Here is a 26,159-nt window from a genome sequence, read left to right as displayed (position 1 = left end):
ATAAAATGAAAACTATATATAAATTAAAATCATGTTTAACATTTCTAACAGCTGTTGTTTTATCTACTGGTTGTTCAGACGATTGGTTAGAACCAAAGCCATTATCATTTTATACACCTGAAAACGCTTTTCAAGATTACAAAGGGTTGAAAACAGGAACGGATATGTTAAATCGTGATGTGCGTTATTTGGAGTTTTATCCAACTAGTCTTTCTGCAGATCCGGCATATCTTACAGAAGTGTTTTTTTCAGATATTGGTGTGAATGGACGTGTTGATGACGCTCGTTCACCTCAGGATTTAGTTAGACAAATTACGCCTAGTGCAAACTTAGCAACCGGAACAAATATGGCTAGATGTCATTTCTTTTGGCAGTCGTTGTATAAAGGAATTAAAGATGCTAATACAATTATTTCGAGAGCAGAAAGTGCAGCTTTTGATAATGAGGATCAAAAGAAAGAAGTTTTAGCTTTAGCGTATTTTCATCGTGCTTATCGCTATTATAGATTAGTACATCAATTTGGAGATGTCCCCTTTATCGCTGAAGAGGTTACTGAACCGCGTTATGATTTTTTCACAACAAAGCGAGAGGTAATTTTAAGACAAATAAAGGAGGATTTAGATGAAACAGCTTCTTTTTTACCTAAGAATGTATATGCAGGTATGGTAAGCCAGGGAGCGGCATTTCATTTATTAACTAAAATAAATTTAGCATTAGGAGAGTTCGAAGATGCAGTAAATTCGGCGTCTGCTGTTATAGATGGTGGGCAACATGCTCTTATGACGAGTCGTTTTGGTACAGCTATTGGTTTCGATGACCCTACAAAAAATGTGGTATGGGATTTACATCAAACAGAAAATAAAGCATCTGCAGAAAATAGAGAAGCCTTATATGTGGTTATCGATCGTTATGACGATGAATCAGCAACCCCGGTAGGATTAGAAATTAAGCGTCAAGTTTTGCCTTGGCATACTTCGTCGGGAATGCTTAGAACTCCAAATGGCGAAAATGGCTTTGTAGATAACAATGAGGAGAAAAACCCTTATTTATCGGAGTATGGTCGTGGAATTTTTACGCTTCGCCCAACAGATTATCAGCAGAATCAAATATGGAAATTGGATAATTCTGATTTACGTCATGATCGCGAGTCTGATAATTGGATGCATGTTGAAGAATTGAAATATAATAATCCAGGCTTGGAAGGCACAGAGTGGTTTGGTAAAACAATTAAGGAAGCTTTGGCTGCTGTAAATGGAGATGCTACCGTTATTTGTAGAGATACTATTCGAGGTTGGGGCGGATGGCCAAACTATAAAGTTAATGTTCCAGATCAAAAAGCAGCAAGTTGGAGAGGAGGTAATGCGGATTGGTATATCTTTCGTTTAGGAGAAACCTATTTGTTACGTGCAGAAGCTTATATTTGGAAAGGAGAAACAGCAAAAGCCATGGCTGATTTGAATGCCATTAGAGAAAGAGCAGGAGCAAGACCATTGATGCTTAGTGAAGTTACGATGCGTCAACTAGTAGATGAACGTGCTCGTGAGTTATTTTATGAAGAGCCTAGAAAAACAGAATTAACTCGAATTTCTTATATATACGCTCAAACAGGTATACCGGCCGATAACGGCAAGACATATTCATTAAACAATTTTTCAGAAAATAATTTCTTTTTCGATCATATTTCCTCTGTAACAGATTTTTATAATAAAGGAGTTACAAATCAAATAGGAAATGAATATACTATGGGAGCATGGCATGTGCTATGGCCAATATCGGAATCAGCAATAAGTGTAAATGTTCAAGGGCATATTAATCAAAATGACGGGTATACTGGTTCCGAAAGTAATATAGAACCAATAGAAAGTGCTAATTAATAGATAACAATCAAAAGAACATTATTTATGAAATTTAAAAATTTTAATAAGAGTTTGGTGTGGATATATGCCTTACTAATGGTATTTATTGTCAGTTTTCAGTCTTGTGAAGATGATAAAATTGTAGAAGAGCAAGAAGGGTGGCTAAGAGTTTTGCCGTTAGATTTGAATTTTGACTCTAAAGGAGGGACTAAAGATATCTATTTGGTTTTAACAGGTAATGTGAACTCAGAAGAAGTTAGTTATGATATAGCAGCTAATGGAAAGGATTGGTGTTCAGTTGTTTTGGAAGGTGAGTATTTGCATGTTACAACGATGCCCAATTATATTGAAGCTCCAAGAAATACCGTAATAACCTTAGATTATGGGATTTATAGTCGTAAAGTACCCGTAAGTCAAGAGCAAGCAGTAGGTGACCAGCTTATAGGTATAGTAAGTGCTAAAGCAACTTCAGAGGAAACTGAAATAGAAAATCGTGGTTTAGAATTTTCTTATGATAGTGATTATGAAACTTATTTTAATTCAAAATTTGGAGCAATTTCAGAATGGCCATTTCAAATAGAATATACACTCGAATCAGGTTATACTTTAAATAGAATTATTTATCATCCTCGTACAGATGCAGGAAATAAGTGGGGAGCATTTAATGAATATGAAGTTTGGGTGTCTACGGAAGCGGCACCAGAAACCTTTACAAAGGTAGGTGAGTATTCAAGAGGAGATGCTAATTTTAACGTTACCGTGATGAAGTTTGAAACTCCTTTAGAAAATATAGCAAAGGTTCGCTTCGATGTTTATTCGTCTTATCAAAATAGAATAAGTTGTGCAGAAATGGAGTTTTACCAAGATGGAACAACCAACTATGATTATTCAGGTATTTTTGTAGATGATATGTATTCTGTTTTAAAAGAAGGTGTGTCAGAAGCAGAATTAAAAGCTATTCCAGATGACCAGTTACGCAATTTGGCACTCGATCTATTCGTAGGCGAGTATAGTTCAGAATTCAGAGCTGCATCTTATCGTCCATATCAGAACCCATCAGTACAGAGTGCTATTAATAAGACATCAACTTATAGTAAGCGAGATAATCCAACAGGTATTTACGTAGAAGAAGGTGAAGAACTTTTAGTAATTGTTGGTGATACAAAGGGACAAAATATAACAATTGATGTACAGGATTTAAATGTCGGTTTTGGTAGTGCGAAAAGTTACCCACTTTTAGAAGGTGAAAATCGTTTGATGATGGAAAACAGTGGTTTAGTATATGTGCAAAACATAACAAATGATAATATCCCCTTAATTTTAGAAACAGATGAAGATAAAGAACTCGCTCAAGCAAAAACAGTAAACATACATTTTGTAAATGCTAAGGTTAATGGATATTTTGATTTAGCTAAACATAATGTTGAAGATTGGACGAGAATATTAGGAAACGCTGTTTATCAGGATCTTGATGTAATGGGTTTACGTTCACATATAACATGGACAACAGAAAATTTTAAAAGTTATAATACAGATATAGTAACTGTATTAGAGAAATATGATCGTTTAGTTTATTTGGAGGAGGAGTTTGCCGGGTTAGAGAAGTATGAAAAAATGTTTAACAACCGAATGTATTTTCATATCGATTATAACGGAGCAAGTCCTTATGCTACCAGTTACAGAACAGCATATACATCAAGCTATGCAGAAATATTTTGTAATGCCAGTCGTTTTGAAGCTAGGCTTTGGGGACCAGCACATGAGGCAGGTCATGTTAATCAGTTGCGTCCAGGTTTAAAATGGGCAGGTACGACAGAAGTAACAAATAATTTAATGTCTTTGTATGTACAAACTGAATTTGGAGAACCATGTAAGTTATTGGTTGATGGTACTTATTCTGTAGCTAAAAATAATATTATAGCAGGAAATACCCCTCATGCTACAAGTGATTTTTTATCTAAACTGGTTCCTTTTTGGCAACTAAAATTATATATGGTAGATGCTTTAGGGAAAACAGATTTTTATAGAGATATTTATGAGCATTATCGTGTAACTCCTAATTTAACGACAAATACTACTACACAAGGCATTCTTCAATTAGATTTTGTGCGTCAGGTTTGTAGAATTTCAGGATTAAATATGCTTGATTTTTTTCAAAAATGGGGATTCTTAACACCAGTCGATACTACATTAAACGATTATGGAAATAAAGCTTTTAAAATTACCCAAGCCCAAATTGATGCTTTAAAAATTGAAATTAACGCAGCAGGATATAATATGCCTCATGATAACGTTGAAGATATTCAGGATGATAATATAAGTGCTTATAATTAATTAATTATTAGATACATAATGAAAAATAAACATAAAACTATGAATATGAAACGAGGTATGTTGTTTGCGCGAATAGCTCTATTATCTCTTGCGGTATTAGTAATGTCGTGTGATTCTGATAATGATGAGAAAGATGATACTATAAAGGTTACAAGAATAGATGTTGATGGTGTTAATGATGATATTTTAGAATTGGAAGTAGCCGATGAGTACAATTTGAGTTTGTCTCTATTTCCTGATACAGCTCAAGATAAAGATGAGTATGATTATATTTTTTCGAGTACAAATGAAGAAGTCTTTAAGGTAAGTGATCAGGGTGTTATTACAGCAATAGGAGTTGGAGAAGCAGCTTTAAGAATAGATCCCGTAAATAATAACGATTTATGGACAGTGATTACAGTAAAAGTGAAAAGTAAATTGTTTTTAATTGAATCATTACAGGTAGATTCAAAGTATCAGGATTTTTATATCGGTATGAACAAGACTATAGATTTAACAGAAATAATTACCATAAATCCGGAATATGCAACAAATCAAGAGTTACTTTACTCCTCAAGTGATTTAAATGTAGCTACAGTTACAAGACGAGGAGTCATAACAACTTTAGGTCTAGGGGATACCAATATTACTGTAAAAACAGATGATGGTAGTGCCTTGGAAGCTACAATTACAATTCATGTAAGAAATACGTCTTATGAGGATTTAAGTCGTGAAGGTTGGGGTGTTACTACTTCCCATCAGTATTTTGAAGATGCAACTGTTGTTGGATCCCCTGAAAGTCTAATTGATGATCCTGATGCTTATGGAACTAAAGAAGGAGAGCCTACATGTCTTTGCCTAGTTAAACCGGGTAAATCTTTAGGAGGTATAACCGTTGGAGCATCTGAAGAGGTGTATTTTGTAATTGATATGCAAAAGGAAGAGGAGTTTAGTGCATTTCGCTTACGTCATCGACTTTTAAATACATCGGCAAATCTACGTTTGGCAGAGGCAAGTGTCTATGGCAGTAATGATGGAGAAAACTTTACTTCAATTGCAGCTGGTATAGCAGTAAATGTTGAAGAATCCGAAGTTACCGTAGATTTACCAACAACCGTACATTACAGATATTTTAAATTGGTTTATACTAAATGGGGAGCCTCAGGAAGTACAGTTCAAATATCAGATTTTAATATTGTTAAGCTTGTTTACGAGGAACTTTAATTTGAGTTAGAGTTAATTGAGTTAATTGTTGATTAAAGTCTGGGCTAATTTTAGTCCAGACTTGATTTTTATGTAAAAACCAACTTATGAATATAAAATATTATGTTTTTATCTTTTTATTGTTTTCAATGCCCAACCTTTTTTCTCAAACTTCACGGGAAGTGATTTCCTTTAATGATAATTGGGAGTTTAAAAAAGGGGAGGGTACAAATAAGGAGATTAGTATTACAGAAGCTAACTGGGAAACAGTAACAATTCCGCATACCTATAATGCAGAAGATATGCAAACCACCAAACAATTTTATACAGGTGATGCTTTTTATCGCAAAAAATTTAAAGCCCAAAAAGCCTGGCAAGGCAAACGTGTATTCTTACGTTTTGAAGGTGTTGGTAATGTAGCAAAAGTTTATGTAAATGGTAAGTTTTTAACTGAACATAAAGGAGCATATTCTGCATTTTCATTTGAGGTTACCAAAGAATTAGTTTATGGAGTAGACAATACTATTCTTGTAAAAACTAATAATGATGCACGGGCAGATGTTATTCCTGTAAACCATTTTCTTTTTCCAATCTACGGTGGAATTTATCGTCCGGTAAGTTTAATTGTTACCAATTCAGTTAACATAACAGTAACCGATTATGCATCGCCTGGTGTTTATATTACACAAGATAATGTGTCTAAAAAAAATGCCGATATTCATGTGAAAGTTAAACTTGAAAATAAAGAATCAGTCTTTAAAACGGTTGTTTTACGGACGGTTGTAAATGATCGTGACGGTAAAGTAGTAAAAACTATTCAAAGCAACGTAACGGTTAGTCCACAGGGTATGCAAATCGCTAATCAATCATTTACACTTAATAAACCGCATTTGTGGCAAGGTGTAAAAGATCCATATTTATATACTTTAACGACATCAATCCTTGAAAATGACAAAGAATTAGATGCGGTTGTTCAGCCCTTGGGAGTGAGAACTATCCAGTTAAAAGCAGGTGAGGGCGTTTTTTTAAATGGCGAAAAGTATAATATGTATGGGGTTACGCGCCACCAAGACCGTTGGGGATTCGGTAGTGCATTATCTAAAACGCAAGAAGATGAAGATATGGCTCTTATGGAAGAAATGGGAGTTACCACAGTGCGTTTAGCGCATTATCAGCAATCAGAACATATTTATAGTTTAGCCGATAAGATAGGTTTTTTGGTTTGGGCAGAAATACCTTTTGTAAATACTTACACAAAAGAGGAAAGCGAGAATGCCAAGCAACAAATGGTGGAGTTAATTCGTCAAAATTTTAATCATCCTTCAATCTATATTTGGGGGCTGCACAACGAGGTGTATGCTAAAACGTCCAACGAATATGTTGCAGTTTTAACAAAAGAGTTAAATGATATCGCAAAAACCAACGATCCAAATCGTTATACTGGTGCCGTTAGTGGTTATGGGGCTATGGATAAACCAGCTAATTTAATGAGTGATTTGCAAGGTATGAATCGTTATTATGGTTGGTACGAAGGGCAGATAGGCGATTTAAAACAGTGGGCAGAAGGCTTAGAAGAAAAGTATCCTAATTATTTGGTTATGCTTACTGAATATGGCGCCGATGGAAATATCGATCAACCTACCGAACGCTTACCTTTGGTCAAAGATATCGATCCTGTAAACGGTCAATTTTCACCCGAGGCGTATCACACCGAAACACATATTCAACAATGGGCAATTATAGAACAACATCCGTATATTTTAGCATCGTATTTATGGAATATGTTCGAGTTTGCAACACCTATGTGGAATAGAGGGGGTGTAAAAGCACGAAACCTTAAAGGGTTAATAACTTTCGATAGAAAGCAAAAAAAGGATAGCTTCTTTTGGTATAAAGCTAATTGGAATCCAGAACCTATGCTGTATATTGCTAATCGTCGAGATAGCATAAGAACGCAATCTGAAACAAGTGTCCAGGTGTTTTCAAATGCACATAAGGTAACCTTAACAGTAAATAGCAAAACATTTGAAGGGAAACAAGGTGTGAATGTGCGGCACTGGGTGTTCGATAATGTTGTATTACAAAAAGGTGATAACCATATTGAGGCTATAGGAGAGGTCAATGGAAAATTTTTAAGTGATACGATAACTTGGAAATTAAAATAAAATTAATCTTTAAAAACACAGAAATATGTAAATATGTAATTGGCTAATGTCTAACGCATGTAATACTGTCTTAAGAATGTTAAAAGTTAAAGATTTTGATGAAGAAAAGTGAATAGAGCAAATATAAAATTGATTGCGACAATAGTTAATTAGTGAATAATTCTAGATTGCTCAGGTCTAAAACACAGAAATGTTTTAGATGTTTTTTACTAATCACTAAATTTTTTTGTATGAAATTTAAACTACTAATTATTGTGTGTATTGCATTTTTGTATGGAACAAATTCACTACATGCACAACAAAAGGTTATAGTGCCTTTAACGGAAGATGGGGCTTGGTCTGTAAATTCCCAACCAAGTGCAATTTATTATAATGGTAGCTCTTACTTTGCTTGGGTAAATAGCAATAAGTCATTAGTAGCTGCTTCTTATAACCATACTACAGGTTATTACCAGGAGCAGGTAGTAGCTACAAGTTTTAGAGGAGACTTTGCATCTCCAGCCTTATTGGTAAGAGGGAATGGTCAAATTTTATTATTTTCATCAAAGAATGAAGGAGAAGCACACTATTATGTATGGGTAACAACAAATCCAGAAGATGTGTCTCAATGGTCAGCATCAAAAACAGGTACAGCTTATGGCGCGGGTGGTACTTTGCCATTTACTGTTGGTGATGATGTGTATATTTTAACCAGAAGTAAAAATAATGTTGGGGTTACCTATGCCTCAGGACTTAATGCTGACACTAGTGAAATTATAGAGGCTGATATGGGAAGTAGGACCGTACGCTCTGGACTATTTTCACCAGGGAATGGAAATGATTACACAACAAAATTGGATATTCCTTATATGACGGCATGTCAAGGTTCAGATGGGTCGATTCATATTGTATATACCCAGTTGGCAAGCGGGGGAACTCAAGGTAATTATTACGCCTATAACGAAGGGTCTATTCATTATGTGAAATTTGAGGGAACTTCAACAGCCGAGACAGGATTAAGTTATAATTTGTATAAGGCAAATGGAGAAACAATATCTAGTATTGATGCAGGAAATCCACCAGATATTATTTTTGGCGAAGCTGCTACTGGCAAGAAAGCTTGGGCTTACGATATTCAATTAGATGATGAGGGTTTACCAGTAGTCTTATTTGCTTCGTTTAATCCTGATGGTACCGAACATGTCTATAATCAGGCTCGTTGGAATAATACCTCAAATTCTTGGGAAATTTCCGAAATTACTACGGCTGGTGATGGTTTGTTAACAGATGCTTATTCTGCAAATCAATCTAAATTTCCAGCACACGCTTTGTCCTCTGGAGGAATGAATTTTGCTTCCGGAGATATTTCAACTGTATATTTGTCGAAACGTAATTCACAGGATATTTTCGAAATTTATAAATTTGGAACTAATGACGGTGGCGCAACTTGGGCTGAGACAGAGGTATTAACTACTGGTACGCCATCAAATAATGTTAATATTCGTCCAAAGCGAATCATGAATGCACCTGAAAATGCTCCAATAGATTTGATTTGGATGAAAGGGGCCTATACAAGTCCAGTCGATTTTTCGACGGCAATGGTGTCTAGAGGGAATGCCGTAGAACCCTTATCTATGAAATTTGAAGAGGATATCTATAATTTTGTGGTTAACGATTTAGAAACTTTAAATGTTAGTTTTTTTCCAATTTTTGTAGCGAATAGAGATTTTGCTTTAGAGTCCTCTAATCCTTCAATTGTTACAATAACTTCTGATAACAAGGTGAAATGTTTAGCTATTGGGGAAGCTACAATTACAGCAAAGGCTATTTCGAATCCATCAATAACCACAACATGTAAAGTTGTGGTACAAGATAGGTTAGTTTTTGATGTGTTTAAAGAACGCATAATTCAAGATTTAGTAAAGGATAATATAATAACTAGTACTGATTTAGATGCAGATGTGGCAGATTATTTGTCGCAAATTCAGGGAGATGGGGCTTTCTTAGATGTAGATTATAGTTCTACAGTTAGAACCAAATGGCCTCCAATGGTACATTTAGATAGGTTGCTTATAATGAGTTTAGCATATACTTTACAATCAAGTACGTATTATTCTAGTTCCGATTTGAAAGCTAAAATAGATAGCCTTCTTGAATTTTGGCAAAATACTAAACCAAGATCTAATAACTGGTGGTATAATGAAATAGCGGAGCCACAACGCATGGGGCAAATTTTAATTCTAATAGATTATTTGGGTAGTGAAAAGTTAACAAGTTCTCTTTTAGATCAATGTATAGCTCGTTTAAGAGACAATGGTGGGAATCCTGCAGCTCAAGCTGGAGCTAATAGGGTAGATGTTGCTTTACATTATATGTATCGGGCCTGTTTAACTAAGGATTATAACCTATTGAGAGAAGCGATGGATTTTATTTATTCTCCTTTAGTTTATACCCTTGGAAGTGAAGGTATACAGTATGACAATTCTTATACGCAACATGGTCGACAGTTGTATACCGGGCATTATGGTATTGTGTTTATGGAAGGTATAACCAAGGCTTGTATGTATGCGGTCAACACAGATTATCAAATTCCTGTAAAGAATTTAAAGGTGTTGAGTGGTTTGATTAAGGATTCTTATGCTTCTATTTTTAGGGGAGAATATATTTATTTTAACCCTATGGGAAGAGGCTCTACTAGACCTCAAGAGGTTAAGAAAACACAAGATACTGGGGTTTTTCAAAGGATGAAAATACTTGACCCAGGATATGAAGAGGAATATAATAATATAATTTTAAGAATATCAGGCGTTGAAGCACCTAATTATAATTTAACCCCAAGAAGTATACATTATTATAAAACCGATTATTCAGTCCATAATCGTAATGATTTTTCAATAGATCTTAGAATGGTATCAAATCGAACTGCCAGAAATGAAATTTTGGCAGATAATGGTGAAGGGTTAAAACAATATTTTTTATCTGATGGAGCAACCGGTGTTTATGTTGATGGAGATGAGTATTTTGATATTTTTCCGGTCTGGGACTGGGCTAAAATACCTGGAGTTACTTGTCCTGAATATACAACAATTCCGAAAGCTTCTAGTTATATAAAAATGGGAGAGTCGGATTTTGTGGGAGGTGTTACAGATAGTGTAAACATAGTGTCTACATATCAGTATAAAGATACCTACAGCGGCATTAACTCATCGGCAAAAAAGTCATGGTTCTTTTTTAATAACGAGGTGGTTTGCTTAGGAAATGATATTAAATCTACCTCAGGGTTAACAGTTAATACTACCGTTAACCAGTGTGCCCTTGATGGTGAGGTTGTGGTTTCTTCAAATGGAAATCAATCTAGTGTAAGTGAAGGTGATTATACTTATACTGATTTAGATTGGGTTTATCATGACCAAGTTGGTTATTTCTTTCCAAGTCAAGGAAGTATTGATTTATCAGCGAAGGAAAAAACCGGAGACTGGGGTAGTATTAACACCAACTATTTGGATAATCCTTATGTAACAAAAGGTGTTTTTACTTTAAATTTTGATCATGGAGTAGATCCGTCAGAGGCTAATTATGCTTATATAATGCTACCAGGAGTTTCGAAATCAGAAGTTCAAACTTATGATGTTTCAAAAATTGAAATATTAGTAAATTCAGATTCATTACAAGCGGTTTATCATCAGCAACAAAAGGTTTATGGTCTTGTGTTTCACAAAGCTGCATCCTTTACTCATAACGGATTTAGTATTGAGGCAGGAGCAGGCTGCACATTATTGTTGAAAGATGTAGATCAAGCAGAGCCTGTTTTATATGTTTCAGATCCACAAAATGGAACATCGGCAATTAATTTGGGAGTAGTAACGCCTTTAATTGCACAACCTCGATTAATAACTTACCAAGCAGAAAGCCCATATTTAGGGAAATCTATGAAGTTTGTTATAAATAAAGATTTGCCTGATTATACAGGGCGTGATACCTTGTTAAATAAATTAGGGTGGATTATTAAAACATCCATTGAAGGGCCAGAAGATGCCACTATAGGGGGGGATGAACCTGAATATATTATTGATGGAGATAATCAAACGGCTTTTGCTTTCGTAAAGCCAGGAAAATCGTTTGGAGGAATTGATGCCGCTATTAATTATGAGCCTTCATTTACTATAGATATGTTATCTGTTCAAAACTTTAGTTTTTTCACGTTCAGACATCGTACGGATCATAGCTCTTCGTTTTTGAGAGCATCATCTGTTGCATTTTATGGAAGTAACTCAGAAGAAGGTCCTTTTTTACCAATAGTAGAAGACGTTGTTTTGGCTACGGATGTATCAGAAATAAAAGTAGATTTTCCTCAAGTAAGTTACAGGTATGTTAAATTAGTTATTACTGGTTGGGATGAGGTTTCTGGTAGTACAATACAAGTTTCTGAGTTTAATATTGGAACTCTTGATAATACAACTTTAGATATTGAAGACTTTGATAAATATTATGATAAAAAAGTAAAGGTATATGGGTTTCCTAATCCAGTAAAATTGGGGCAAGATTTAACTTTAAAGTTATCGGTACCTCTATCAGATGTTAATATAGAAATGTATGATATAATGGGGAGAAGTTATAAAATAGATAATGAGGATTCTATTTCTACAAAGAATTTAACTCCTGGAATATATGTTTTGAAAATTTCAAATAAAAGAACTTTTAATCAAGTTTTGTTTAAATTTATAGTAAAATAATTTAGAATAGTATATATGTTATATTTAATCGTGCTTGATTTCAATCATGATAAGTTATTTTTCTTATAAATAATTATCTTTATTGAAAGAGATTTAAAAAAGTATAATTAATTTACATTTGTGAAAATTTAAATAACAAAGTGAACACAAAACTGAACACGTTTTGGAACACGAATTTAAAATATAGCATCTGGGAAGCCTTTATTTTGTGTTATGAATTTGTCAAGTGATGAACTCATAACCCGAAGGTCACAGGTTCGAGTCCTGTTCCCGCTACGAAGCTTAAGTCAAGCAAAATCAACGGTTTAGTTTTCACTAAACCGTTTTTTTATGGCTATAATTAAAGAAATTCTTACCTTAGCATACGTTTGTGAATACGAAAGTGCATACGATTTGTCCCAACAGAAGAAATTTTCTAACCCCAAAATATTTACGGCTAAAGGCGATTTAAGTAAACGCTGGTACGTCTATTTTTCTTATCGAAATCCTAAAACAGGAAAACTAAAACGGGTGACTCCCGTTTATGGCGAAGCCAATAGGTATAAAACAAAAGAAGAGCGACTTTTTGTTTTAACGAAATACCAGAAAGTGCTTCTTAAATTACTTAAAGAAGGATTTAATCCGTTTGAAGATAACAGTGAACTAATAGAGCAGCGTAAGGCTAAACAGGAAGATCTTCAGAATGAAACTAAGAATACTAATCCCAAAGAAGAAGAAAAGGAATTAGAAGCTCCTAAAATGACTATCAAGGAAGCATTCGACTTTGGCTTAAAATTAAAAGAGAAGTTACTTAGCAAAACGACCAAGCGAGCCTACGAGAATCGCTTAAAAAACTTTTTACTGTGGTTGGAATCAGATAAGCCAGATTTGAAAACCATTGATCAACTTGACGAGAGGGTTGTAAGCGAGTTTTTGAATAATGTATTAACCAAAACAAGTGCGCGTAACAGGAACAATTATCGAGTTGATTTAAGCAGCTTAGTTCAGGTGCTGGTTGATAATTATATCATAAGTCAAAACTATGTCAAGAAAATACCTGTACTTAAAACTATACCACAGCGTAACAAGACCTATACAGCAGAAAAACAGGAGGAAATTTATAGCTATTTAGAAAAGGAAGATCCAAGCTTATTGCTGTTTATTAAGTTTATATCTTATAATTTTTTAAGACCGATAGAAGTCTGTAGACTGAAGGTAGAAGATGTCGATTTGAATAATAAAACCGTTCGGTTTTTGGCTAAAAGCGGCGTGGTGAAAACGAAGATTATTCCAGACTTATTAATACAAGATTTACCGGATCTATCTCATTTAGATAAGAAACTGGATGTGTTTACACCCGATGGGATAGGTGGTAACTGGGATATCGATGAAGATAACAAGCGGGATTACTTTACGAAGCGTTTTAAACGAGTGGTAAAGGACCATTTTAAACTGGGAACTGATTACGGATTGTATAGTTTCAGGCATACGTTTATAACGAAACTTTATCGAGCTTTAGTTAAGGCCTCGTCGCCTTTTGAAGCGAAAAGTAGATTAATGTTAATAACAGGACATAGCTCCATGGCGGCTCTTGAAAAATACTTAAGAGATATAGACGCCGAACTTCCAGCAGACTATTCAGCGTTATTAAAGTGATATGAAGTGTAATTTAAAGCAAAACTTATGGAATTAGAGGAATTGTTTGAAGAACTTCAAATGAAGCTGTATAAGCCGTTTATTTTTTATATTCCTAGCTCTATTATACCTAAGGAAAAGAACCTCGAATTTCAAGATGCTAAGTATGCCGTTTATTTTAACAATGTCGTTTTAATAGATAGTAAGGGATTTGATAAGGAGCTTAAAGCTGAACCTTCGTACTATGAAATGATGACTAAAAAGGCTTCTCTGGATAAAAATCTTTTTAAGTTATTAGAAAAGAAGGAAGCATTAGAGGTAAACCAATTTGAATTTCTGTTAGAAAAGTATCTAGAGCATTTAAACTTTTGTGTGTATGTGTCGGAATGGTTATCTACAAACCTGGTGAATCATATTACTGGCAATAGTGAAGAAACTAAAAATACATTTAAGCTACAATCGGATACATTTGCCAATCATTTTAGGGATGTTAAAAGCAAATTGTTAATAACTGACCGTTTTGAAAACAAGCCCATTGATGTGCTTAAATTTGTTCAAAATAAAGTGCCTGTTGTTAATAACACATTGAAAACTATAATACCTGAAGACCAAGAGTTGAAACCAGAAAAGGAAGTCAAGAAAAGGTCTAAAAAGCAAATGCCTTCATTAGTGGATGAACAGGTTGAAGATTTTTTGTTGAAGACTGTTTTTAATGTAGATTAGCCTTATTTTCGAACGGGTCACAATATTGTTGGCAACGTGTTAGTATATGAATAGTGCGGTTTTGTGTCCGAGGATTTTCCGTAGGAAAATCAGAGGGACCAAATGCGTACTAACTTTGGTTTAGCTAAAACTAGCAATTTTTTTATACAGCTTAAGTTTACAATCTGTTAATTTTTGGTGAATCCAATATTTTCTAGTAACATTTCCCCCAGTGTCGTAATTCTAGTATATCTGACCTTTGGTAAACCTGTTGTACGCTCAAATTCAGGTTGACCTGTTTTACGATTTATTTCTAATTTGTTTACAATAAGCCCCAATCTTTCTAAATGTGTCCTGTAATTTTTTTGAATAGCAGATTGGTTTAAAGTTTCTTTATCCGCACCTATATATGGGTAAATAGACTTTAATACATTCTCGTGTTTTTTTCTAAATTCTTTATCCCCATTAACTGTAGGATCTAGATAGTATCTTAACCATATTATTTCAATGTCATTTAATTCTTGTAATATTTTTAAAAGGACTTTGGCGTTTTCCTGTTTAAGACCATCATCGGAAATTCCATTTATTACTATATTAATAATATAACTTCTCCTGTCACTTGATAAAGCTCTTGAAGCTTGATAAAAACTTTCTTCAATTAAATCTATACTTCTTGGATTTGTAGATAAATTTTCAAATTTATCTGTTGGGATTCTTGATATTCTTTCATCAAGTTCTTTAACATATTTTATAAGCCTATCAAAACGTTGGTTTGGTATTGTATTCTCAATTATTTCAGATAGTAAACTTCCTGCAAAAGGAACAGCACCTGCAACTGACTTAGTAATAGAAGTAATAATATCAGCCTTATTAATGCCGAGGTTTTTATTTTTGGGATTATCAGTCATTTTATTTTGCCTAACGAGTGTATAAACACAGTGGTGTTTTTGTTTTATAATGTACACACTCAAATATACATATTATTCTTACATTTAGTAAAAAGGAGTAGTATTAATTGTCTAACGGTAAAAAGGAATATTTTATGGTATTGGTATGCAGGTCAAAATAGGGTAGGGCACCATCTTGTCTTGGTGGGTGGTTTAATATTTTATGATAGCGCTTTGTTAGGTGTTTAGCCAATTCTACTAAGTCTCCTTTGGTAGCAGGTAGATTAACATCTTTCGTAAGTCCCAGTCTTATCCAATCTGCAAGTAGAGTTCCAAGAGTTGCATTTGCAACGCCCTGGTACGCTCATAGCTTCTACTTTCGTTTTGGTTTGTTCAGGATTAATATTTTTGGGAACAATGGTATCTTCAATTTCCTTAGTCGGTAATTTTGACTGTTTTGATTTCTTCGCATTGTGTGCTTTAGATCTGCAGGAGTTACAGCAAAATTTTTGAACGCGTCGTCTTGTAGGTTCAAATTCTTTATAGCAATAGTTACAAATGTAATATCTCATTTAAATAAATTTAGCGTCAATCTAACGTTAGATTGACGCTAAAATAGCATTTTTATGTGTGTTTAGAGTAATATTATCACATTGAAATGGGTTAGTTTATCTTTTTACAATTTTAAATGTACTAGTTTCTTGAGACGTTAGGTCTCTTACTTTTATAATATAAATACCAGCTGCTACATTATCGAAATCTATAGACTTAGAAAATGATTCCGTTACTTTTTCCCCCAGGATGTTATAAACAGTTGTGTTTATTTCTCCTTTATAGTTAATATCTAGTACCGATCGTACCGGGTTAGGAGCAAAGCTTATTTCAGAAGGATTTATCGTTTTTGTAGATAAGGTACTATTAACCAAAGATAGCAATGCGTTTTTAGTAAATAGTTTAACATTATCGTTAAAGTTTGCCGGGCTTCCATCAGCATACCAATCATACGATCCACCACCGTTTATGATAATGGTTCCATGACCAGTCGTTCTTGGGTTAAATCTAGCGGCTTGAATCTCATTTTCATTACAATTGGTTAGCAGTATCTCGGCATTTAAAATGGTTTCAAACTCACTTTGTTTTTGAGCTAAAGTTGCAGAACCTCCATTTTTTGTGTTGGCATCATCATTTATGCGACCAAAATCAAGATTGTATTGGCATGTTCTATTTTTTTTACCTGATCCAGAAGCTAAAAACTCAATATAAATACCATTGTTACAACCAGCGTCTGGAGTGCCCAACACAAAATCATTCATAATAGGGTCATTAGTTTCACCATGGTATAAATTGCCCCAGGCATTATCTACGGCCCAAGAATCTGTAATTGGAGCAGTTTCTCCAAAGGTTTGATTAGGTCTGTATTCCCATGGATTACTAAGACCATCAAAAACCCCAAAGACTTCCAATCCTTTGGCAGCGAAATTCCCTAGAAAAATGTTTCCTCCGGCTTCATAAAAACTTCGAATACTTGATATAAAGCTGTCTTCGAGTGAAATGCAATTGGCATCTCCGCCATTCCATTCAAAACCAACTTCTGTAATAATACAATGTCTTTCGCCACCGCCTTCAGAGGTGCCTCTTGGCCATTCTTCAAGTCTACCAGGCCAGGTGGCGCCATCGCTTTGTATCCAAAGAACATCGAAATTACTTAGGTCAGCTCCTTCGGCAATATCTTGAAAGGAAAAATAGCTACCATTAATGTTAGAATTTGCAGGAACAAAATCTTCCATAAACCATGTTGCTGCTGCACGGTCATCATCATACGTAAAGCCATCAGCTGCAGCTGGAATATTATCATTATAAGCGGGAGCTTGCCCTATAAATGCTATGTTTTTTGTCTGTGCGTTGAGATTCACAAAAGACATGATTAACGATAGGGTAATCAGTTGTTTTGTAATTTTTTTCATTATTAACTTAGTTTAGTGGTTATCGTTGTGTTTATATTTTGCAATGATTATTTAGAAACTTCATAATATCTTCTGTTAATATTTTAGGGTTTGCTCCTTTGTTTTGGGCAACTATAGAGCCAACAGCACAGGCAAAATCAATGGCTTCCTGCGGAGCCCCATTACTTAATAATTTTGAAATTAGTGAAGCTAAAAATGAGTCGCCTGCACCAACAGTATCTACAACATTGATTAAAAAACCGGCATTATGATACAGTTTACCTTTCCACAGTAGGACCGCGCCATGCTTTCCTTTTGTAACACATATAGCATTAGTTTTGGTTACTTGGGCTATGAAATGAATGTTTTCCTCAATAGATTTTGATGAAGAACCCAGTTCTTCTGAAATTTCAAGGAGTTCTTCATCGTTGAATTTTATAAAATCTGATTTGTCCATCAGATTTTTTAGCGTTTCTATATTGTAATGAGGTGGCCTTAAATTAATATCGAAAACCTTGAATGTGTTGTTGTATTCCAGAAGTTCGAATAGGGTGTTTTTAGAAACGAGGTCTCTACAGGCTAAACTACCGAAAAGCAAAACATCTGAGGTCTCAACTATTTTGCGAATAGTAGGAGTGATTTCAATTTTATCCCAAGCTACTGGATGTTGAATGGAATAGGTAGCAGAGCCTTTACAATCTAAAGTTACATTAACAATACCAGTAGCATAGTTTTCGGTAGTCGAGATTCCATTTATATCAATATTTTCATTTTTGATGTAGTTTGTTAATGATACACCATTGTCGTCATTACCAATGGCACTTATCATAGAAACAGGAAATCCGAAGGACTTTATTCTTAAAGCCAGGTTTAAAGGGGCTCCACCAATTTTTTTTCGGTCGTTAAAAACATCAAAAAGAATCTCTCCGTAGCTAGCAAATTTTATGTTTGTGTTTTCGAACATATTAGTAAGGGTTTTTTAAACTGATATTAGAAAATTCAACCTTGGCATTATTTGAGTAAATAGCCCATTGTTTTCCACTAGTATTGTAAAGTCTGTTACTAAAGGCTATTGTGTCATTTACATAAATCACACATACATCTTCATTTGTGGTTATCGTAATGTTATAACTTTCATCTGTTGAAAAACTAAATGGAATATGGTTGACATACTGATTAATACCATCAATAACATTATAAGCGGTGATTCTATTATTTTCTGGTTCGAAAGCTATATTGAAAGCAGAAAATCCTTCATTCTCATAATTTAAAAGTATCCCGGATTCACCTAAGGAATCGTATGAGAAATCAAATGCGATTTCATTTGATTTTTTGATACTATTGAAGACAACGCTAGCTTCATTAGAGGATCCATCAAGTGCGAATGTATTATTGGTTTGGTTAATAGAACCTGATGTTTCTACTGTTTCAAGAGGTACATCATTAGTGAATATTGAACTGATGGATTCTGGTTGTTGAACTCGCAATGAACCATCTGTGTTTTGAACAAGTTCATGTATTACTAAATTACCGGCCCATTCTTTATTGCCTGTATTGTTTTCTGGTGCTTTTCTTGCAGTCCAACCGAAAAGATAACGTTGGTTTCCATTGGTAGCAGTCTTTGCTGCATATAAATATTCACCATCAAATCGATCGGTTTCAGGAGTTGTCCATGGTCCGTAAGGAGAGTTGGCTATACGGTATCTAGTGCCCTTATAGTTACTCCAGTTTTCAGAGAAAACCAAGTACCAATAAGATCCCATTTTAAACATATCGGCACACTCAAGCATTAAATAATTTTCTTCAGAAGTTGTAGTGTAAACAGGATTTTGAACTTCCCAGTTATTTGTTGAAGGATCGCTAGTTGTAAATAGAGCTACCACAGCCTTTCTTCCAGGGTTTGTTTGAGTAGACATTAGCATCCAATATTTACCTTCTTCTTCGTTGTAGAACACATGAGGATCTCTAAAATCGAAATCGTAGTATCCAGCAGGTGCAGTTAATTTAAAATCTTCAACTTTTGTCCAGGTTTTAAGGTCTGTACTTGTAGCACAAAGAACACTTTCTCTTGGGTTATTTTGAAGGAATGATGGAATACCATTATGTCCCGTATAGTAGAAATAATAAAGGTTTCCGACTTTTACAACTGATCCGGTTCCTACACCAAAATCAGGTTCATCAGTTGTTCCATAGGGAATCATTCTGCCATTGTAATCAAACTCAGTAAAGTTTGATGTTTCAAAACTGTGGATATCATGAAATCCTTCACCGGCAGGTTTTGTTTTTGCATCATGTAAAAAGAAAAGGTTGAATTTACCATTATCAAAATAAGGCATAACATCTCCAACATACCCCGAAGTATAATACGGGTTTGTTTCACCCATCCATTGTTCAGGAGGGAGTGGATATATAGCGGTTTGATTACCTGTATCGATTGGTGTTTGCGAATATGTTTCACCATCGTTTGAACACGACATGAAAAGGCAGATATATAATCCGATTATAAAATTTTGTTTTAAGTACATTGTGTTTAGTTTTAGTTGTCAGCTAAATAGGCTAAGCTGTTTGCTGTTAGTATTTTTATATTATCTAAAAAGCCGTTGTTGCCATTTGTATCATTTTCATTAAACCAATCGTAGGCTCCCATGGAAATAACAACTGTATTTATGTTAGTAGCTCCTCCAGGGAATTCAGCAATAGTTACTCGTCCATTAAGGCCATCATCCCAAGCTTCACTTGCAAGGTTGTTTCCACCGGTTTGATCTCTCCAGCCTTGTCCGTCTCCATAACCACCCCATTCCGGTAAGAACCACCAGGCAGTATGGTTTAATCTAAAGGTTCCTTTTTCTAATAAATTAGCTTTTCCAGGAGCAAAAGTTTCAAGGCCTAAGAAAATAGGATGGTCTTCATGTCCTACAAATGACATTCCCCAATCGTTACCATCGATAAATCCATTCGGTAAAAAGTCTCCAAATACATTGTTAGGACCTTTTCCGCTAGGAATAATATTTAAAGCCTCTAAATATTGAGAAGCAAAGGTTGTTAGCAATAGGTTTCCGCCATTTGCTTGATAATTCATTAATGCAGATGTAACGCTGGCATCTAAGGCAATGGTAGGTAGGTTTATTGCACTATCATAATGCCACCAAATGATATCTATATCTGCTAATGAAGTTCCATTTGAGATGTCTGTGAACGATAAATATTGAGCTCCAGGATAGTTTTCAAATAACCAATCTGAAGCTGCTATTTCATCTGGATTAGTAATGCTTTGTAAAGAAGCTGAGGTTCCTAAAAATGCGATTACAGGACCATCAACAGGGGTCGTTACAATAGCTGTATATTCTTCAGTTAATGTAGCAGAACTAACAGTATAAATTACTGGATTTGAAAAATCGGTTACTGTACCTGAAGCAGGGGTAATGCTTACACCTTCAGTTACTTCAATTGTTGGTTCAAGCGAGGTGAGATCTGTGCCTTCAGGCAGAGTAAGAGATATAATTTTTGAATTATGGTTAATGCTTGCATTTAAATCATTGATTTTAAAACTGTTTATTGGTTTTTGAGTTTGAATTTTTACATTGTAAGTTTTGTAGATGTTTCCATTTGAAACTCTATATTGAACTGTATTTGAGAAATCTATGGATTGTCCCTTTTCAGGTAGAATGGAAGACCCGTTTGGTATTTCTAATTCAGGTGTTAAAGCAGAAATGTCGGTACCATAAGGCAAAGTAACAGTAATCAGATTTTCTTGATTATTGATTTCGCCTTCTATATCATTAACAGCAAACGATTCCATGTTTACAGAAACATTGGTTACAAAAGCTGATTCATCAAAATTATCTTCGCAAGACCATATCAGGCAAGCGAATAGCGTTATTGTACTTACAATAACACTTATGTTTTTAGTTAGTATGTTTTTCATCGTTTTGTCTTGTTTAGTTTCTTTTTAATATCCTGTATTTTGCTGGTATAACCCTTGACTAAAGTTTATTTGAGCAAGAGGAATAGGGCAGTATTCTTCTTTGTTTTTATCAAATCCAGCTTCTAAGTAGTATGAGATTTTTGTTTTTTCTTCGGCGTAGAAGGAGTTCAAGGTTTCAGAAGCAATTCCCCATCTTACTAAATCAAAAAATCTACTACCTTCCATCGCAAATTCTAATCGACGTTCCCAGCGTAAAGCCTGACGCGCAAAGTCCTGTGTCCAATTACAGTTTACTCCGTCTTCATATTGTTTAATGAAGTTATTGGATGTGTAGCTTGAAGTTAAAGTCGTACTTACTGAAGCTCTGCTTCTAATTTCATTTATAATTGGAAGAGCGTCATTATGTTTGCCCAATTCAATTAGTGCTTCAGCACGCATAAGAAGCACATCTGCATATCGAATTATAATTCTGTTTTTAGAATTTCCATAGAACGGATCAATGTTAACAAAGCATTCGCAATCTGGTTGAACGTTTTCTTTTAAAGAAGCATAATAGAAATAGGTGCCAGGAGAACGGTTCCAGTTTTCTTCGTAAGTATAATCTGGATGATATTTAAACGGCAAACCAGGTATGGCCACCGTGTGATATAATCTGGGGTCTACGTCGTAGTTGTTTAATTGATGATAATCTAGATCTGTATCATTATAGGTGTCAAACATAGGTAGCCCATCAGAGTTTGTTTTGAAGGCATTTACCAGGTTTTGACTTGGTTTATGAAAATCACAACAACCCAGACCTTGAGGTACTGATAGTACATCACCAAAATTTAACCTTCCGTATAGTGTTCCATCGTTATCAGAATATTGAATAGCGAAAATGGATTCCGGACCATTTTCATAACTTCCTGATAAAAAATTAAAGGCATAATCAGGCTCTAACGAAAAAGCTCCTAAAATTTCGTCTGTAGCGTCAACTACTTTTTGTAATGTTTGTTGGTTAATGTTTGTCACATTATAGTTTTCATCTTGCTCATAGGCTTGATATAATCTCGTTTTTGCCAAATAAGCATATGCAGCATATTTGTTGATTCGACCAACTTGAGCTTGACTATCAGGTGTATGATTTGCAGCATATTCAAAATCTGAAGCAATGGCTTCCCATAGCTCATTATCGGATAAATCTCTATTTGATATAAGATTGTATTCCTCTGGTAAAGTTTCTTCTGTTACATAAGGAACATGTTTAAACATCACTTTTAGCATGAAGTAAAAATGTGCTCTAACGAAATGCATTTCGCCTAGTCTGGTTGATTTTAACGGAAAGTCGTTATCATCAATTTTGTTTAATGCTCCAATGGCCTTATTTGCTCTTGAAATACCAACATAGCAGTTATACCATAACCTGTCTAATTCCCCAAAATCTGTTCGAATATTATTAGAAACTTCAAAAAAGTGAAAAGCTTGAATATCGTTTGTTCCGCTTCCTCCTTTGTATGCGTCGTCAGATCTCACGTTACCATAAGGCCAAAGGCTAAAAGGAGTATCGTAATGATCGTTGCCTAAAGCTGCATATGCCGATGTAATAAAGCCTTCTACATTTTCTGGAGTTACAAGGCTTTCTTCAAAAAGAACACTTTTTGGAGTGTTGTCTAGGAAGTCTTCGCAAGAAGTTGTTAATGTTAAAGCCAGACAGCTAAAAATATATATAATCTTTTTCATGATTTATAAGTTTTGTTAAAGTGAAATGTTTAGACCAAAGGTGAATGTAAGCGGTAGGGGATAACCAAATCCTGGATTCTCAGGATCTACACCCGTAAAGTCTGATGAAGAAATTGTTAATAGGTTTTGTGCATTAACATACATTCTAAAATTACTAATACTGTAATTACTTAAGAGGTCTTGAGGAAGCGAGTATCCTAACTGTAATACTCGAAGTTTTAGATAACTTCCATTTTCAATATAGTAGGTAGAAAAACGAGATTCTGCATTGTTATCAATTGTGGTCAATGCTGGAATATTCGTATTTAAGTTTTGTGGAGACCAGGCATTTAATAATCGAGCCCCTTTGTTAGATCCTACATCATCAACACTCCAAAAATCTGTTTGATATTTAGTTTGATTAATTACGTCTACGTTTCCAACACCCTGCCAGAAGGTTGTTAGGTCAAAGTTTTTGTATTCTAAAGAAAGGTTGAAACCATAGGTGAATCCAGGGTTAGGGTTACCTATCCAAGTTCTGTCTTTATCATCAATTAATCCATCCTCATTTAAATCTTTATATCTTATGCGACCAAGATCCTTACCTGGTTGGATGGCTGAGTTTTCAACTTCTTGGTTGGATCTGAATAATCCATCAGCTACATAACCATACATAGAGTTGATAGGCCTGCCAAGTATGTTGTCATCCTGACCATTACCACCATAATTGTTTTTTACTTCATCAGGAAGTATTGTAATTTTATTTTGATTAGCTGCGATGTTTCCGGAGATTTCATATCTAAAACCATAATCGGTTAAATGCTTGTATTGTAAAGCGAATTCAATTCCTTCATTTTCCATTGAAGCTCCATTTACCCAACGGTTACCGCCTTCGCCAATAATTGCTAAGTATGGAGGTAAAACCAAGATGTCTTCCGTGTTCTTTTTGTATACATCTATACTACCTGTTAAGGCATTGTTTAAGAATCCAAAATCCAGACCTAAATTGGTTTGTGTTGTAGTTTCCCATTTTAAATCATCGTTTCCTGTTTGAATAGCAATAAAACCTGAATTTAGAAGGCCACTTCCTGCACCCGAAAGGTCATATGCCGTGCCATAAGATGTATTCCATGTAGGGTCTCCTCCAGCGTAATTGGCAAGGTAAAGTGAATATATGGCCTCATTACTAATTTCTTGATTACCTGTTTGCCCCCATCCGGCTCTAAGTTTTAAATCGGAAAAGAATTTAAGATGTTTCTCAGCGAAGGCTTCGTTGCTAATTCTCCATCCCGCTGAAAATGCAGGGAAAGTACCAAAGCGATTGTTTTTTCCAAATCGTGAAGAACCATCATGTCTTAGTGTTGCAGAAAATAAATATCTTCCGTCGTAATCATATGAGGCTTTACCAAAATAGGAAAGTAAACTGTATGTAGTCGCAGAACCTCCTGTGTAAGACTCTCCTGTTCCTGCATCAGGGTAGAAATAGTCAGGGTCTTCAATTAAAAAGTCTTCTTTTCTTAACCATGTGTTTTCAAAGTCTTCTTTGTACATTTCTGTACCTGCAAGGATGTTGATGTTATGGTTGTTTTTCTTAATGTCGTATTGAGCTGTATTTGTCCAAGTCCATTTTACGGTGTTCGATTTATCTATATTAACAGCATTTTGATCATTCTTTAAATACCCTGAAACATAGCTGCGTTGTATGGCTCTTTTATAATAATTATTGTAATCTATACCAAAACTGGTTCTAAGGCTCAGGTTTTTAATAGGGGTTAATTCTGCAAAGGTGTTGCCAAAAAGACGTAAATATTTATAACCATTATCTTTGTTGTAATCTAGAACTCTAACAGGGTTTTGTCTATCGTTCATACCACCTACAGGACCACCCCAACCTTGTCCGTCTACAGTTCGAACTGGTATAATTGGTAATGCTCTTAGTGCAGGGTCAAGTACACCTGGGTCAGTTACTTCATTAGTTCTGTTAATAGTGAAGTTCTCACCAATTTTTAATTTGTTGTCAAAGAAATTATAAGACGAATTCATTCTGGCCGATATTCTTTTGAATTCAGTTGTTTTTACAATTCCGTTATTGTCGTAATAGCCTAAAGAAAACATGTATGCTCCTTTGTCGGAACCATTGGACATTGATAAATCTAAGGAGTTGGCTCTACCTTGTTGTGAAATTTCATTATACCAATCGGTATTCGATGCTTTTATTGTTTGTGCATCATTTAAATATTCAGGAACTAGAACATTAAATAGTGTTGGTTGCCCATCAATTACTCCCCAATCAAATTGGTAACTTAAGTTGTTAGAATTCGGATTTATACCATCGTTAATATTGGCTTGCCATAAAACTTGTCCGTATTCATATGCATTTAATACATTCAGTTTGTTGGCATAGTCAGAGAATGAAGTGTAATAATTTAAGTTGATTTTTGTTTTACCTTCTTTTCCTTGTTTTGTTGTTATTATAATAACACCGTTAGAAGCACGAGAACCATAAATACTTGCAGACGAAGCGTCTTTAAGCACTTGTATCGATGCAATGTCGTTTGGATTAAGTTCGTGCATTCCTGCTTTGGTAGGGACACCATCAATAACATAAAGCGGGTCAGTGTTATTCAAAGTACCAATACCACGAATGTTAATTCTAGTATTTCCACCACTAGGAGACCCATCTGTGGAGATGTTAACCCCTGCAAGGCGACCTTGTAAAGCTTTAATGGGGTTTGGTTCAGTTTGTTTCTTTAGTTCGTCGACATCAACCACCGCAACAGCTCCTGTAATGTCTGCCTTTTTTTGTTTTGTATAACCTGTTACAACGATTTCTTCTAATTGTTGATTATCCGGTTTCATAGCGATATTCATTGTCAAATTATCACCAACCGTTACCTCTTGAGTAATAAAACCAAGGTAACTGAATTGAAGTACATCTCCTTTTGATGCGCCATTTAGAATAAAGTCTCCATCAAAATCGGTTACAGCTCCTTTTGAAGTACCAGTTATAATAACCGCAACACCAGGTAAAGGCATATTGTCTTCAGCAGATACTACCTTTCCCTTAATATCCAGATCTTGAGCCATAAGGACTGAGAACTGTAGAAAGAATAAAATAATTAATTTATACTTCATGATTTA

Annotated in this window: 14 protein-coding genes; 7 read left to right on the top strand and 7 right to left on the bottom strand. The window is 34.8% G+C overall.

Annotation, left to right across the window (positions count from 1 at the left end; translation table 11 throughout):
• Positions 1-5: 5 nt before the first annotated feature.
• From ICJ85_RS15375 to ICJ85_RS15345, 7 genes are all read left to right on the top strand, one after another.
• Entirely contained in the window at positions 6-1,874 is a 1,869-nt protein-coding gene (locus tag ICJ85_RS15375) for a RagB/SusD family nutrient uptake outer membrane protein (protein ID WP_188224690.1), read from the top strand.
• 27 nt (positions 1,875-1,901) lie between these two features.
• Positions 1,902-4,190 carry a M60 family metallopeptidase gene (locus ICJ85_RS15370; RefSeq protein WP_188224689.1) on the top strand — a complete coding sequence of 763 codons (2,289 nt, stop codon included), beginning with the start codon at positions 1,902-1,904 and terminating at the stop codon, positions 4,188-4,190.
• 39 nt (positions 4,191-4,229) lie between these two features.
• A complete protein-coding gene (locus tag ICJ85_RS15365; RefSeq protein ID WP_188224688.1) occupies positions 4,230-5,393 on the top strand; it encodes a discoidin domain-containing protein in 1,164 nt (387 codons plus the stop codon).
• 86 nt (positions 5,394-5,479) lie between these two features.
• Positions 5,480-7,537, top strand: coding sequence for a glycoside hydrolase family 2 protein (locus tag ICJ85_RS15360; RefSeq protein WP_188224687.1), 2,058 nt, complete (start codon positions 5,480-5,482; stop codon positions 7,535-7,537).
• Between the two features lie 230 nt (positions 7,538-7,767).
• Complete coding sequence (locus ICJ85_RS15355) at positions 7,768-12,249, top strand: polysaccharide lyase family 8 super-sandwich domain-containing protein (RefSeq protein ID WP_188224686.1); 4,482 nt, start codon at positions 7,768-7,770, stop codon at positions 12,247-12,249.
• A 330-nt stretch (positions 12,250-12,579) separates the two neighbouring features.
• Positions 12,580-13,884 carry a tyrosine-type recombinase/integrase gene (locus ICJ85_RS15350; RefSeq protein ID WP_188224685.1) on the top strand — a complete coding sequence of 435 codons (1,305 nt, stop codon included), beginning with the start codon at positions 12,580-12,582 and terminating at the stop codon, positions 13,882-13,884.
• Positions 13,885-13,911: 27 nt separating this feature from the next.
• Positions 13,912-14,586 (top strand): hypothetical protein, encoded by a 675-nt coding sequence (locus tag ICJ85_RS15345; protein WP_188224684.1) that lies wholly within the window; start codon positions 13,912-13,914, stop codon positions 14,584-14,586.
• A gap of 167 nt (positions 14,587-14,753) precedes the next feature.
• Here the strand turns inward: ICJ85_RS15345 and ICJ85_RS15340 are convergent, their stop codons facing one another.
• From ICJ85_RS15340 to ICJ85_RS15310, 7 genes are all read right to left on the bottom strand, one after another.
• A complete protein-coding gene (locus tag ICJ85_RS15340; protein WP_194420867.1) occupies positions 14,754-15,473 on the bottom strand; it encodes a hypothetical protein in 720 nt (239 codons plus the stop codon).
• Positions 15,474-16,120: 647 nt separating this feature from the next.
• Complete coding sequence (locus ICJ85_RS15335; RefSeq protein ID WP_188224683.1) at positions 16,121-17,416, bottom strand: DUF4960 domain-containing protein; 1,296 nt, start codon at positions 17,414-17,416, stop codon at positions 16,121-16,123.
• A 31-nt stretch (positions 17,417-17,447) separates the two neighbouring features.
• Positions 17,448-18,359: a carbohydrate kinase family protein gene (locus ICJ85_RS15330; protein ID WP_188224682.1), complete on the bottom strand. Its 912-nt coding sequence runs from the start codon at positions 18,357-18,359 to the stop codon at positions 17,448-17,450.
• 1 nt (position 18,360) lies between these two features.
• Positions 18,361-19,920 (bottom strand): glycoside hydrolase family 32 protein, encoded by a 1,560-nt coding sequence (locus ICJ85_RS15325; protein WP_188224681.1) that lies wholly within the window; start codon positions 19,918-19,920, stop codon positions 18,361-18,363.
• An 11-nt stretch (positions 19,921-19,931) separates the two neighbouring features.
• Positions 19,932-21,320 carry a DUF4960 domain-containing protein gene (locus tag ICJ85_RS15320; protein WP_188224680.1) on the bottom strand — a complete coding sequence of 463 codons (1,389 nt, stop codon included), beginning with the start codon at positions 21,318-21,320 and terminating at the stop codon, positions 19,932-19,934.
• Between the two features lie 24 nt (positions 21,321-21,344).
• Entirely contained in the window at positions 21,345-23,039 is a 1,695-nt protein-coding gene (locus ICJ85_RS15315) for a RagB/SusD family nutrient uptake outer membrane protein (RefSeq protein ID WP_188224679.1), read from the bottom strand.
• Positions 23,040-23,054: 15 nt separating this feature from the next.
• Positions 23,055-26,153, bottom strand: a complete 3,099-nt coding sequence (locus tag ICJ85_RS15310) for a SusC/RagA family TonB-linked outer membrane protein (RefSeq protein ID WP_188224678.1) — start codon at positions 26,151-26,153, stop codon at positions 23,055-23,057.
• Positions 26,154-26,159 lie beyond the last annotated feature (6 nt).

This window comes from Aestuariibaculum marinum (assembly GCF_014596975.1).
Lineage (GTDB): Bacteria > Bacteroidota > Bacteroidia > Flavobacteriales > Flavobacteriaceae > Aestuariibaculum > Aestuariibaculum marinum.
Note: the sequence above shows the minus strand (reverse complement) of the source record. Positions and strands in the feature narration are given on the sequence as shown.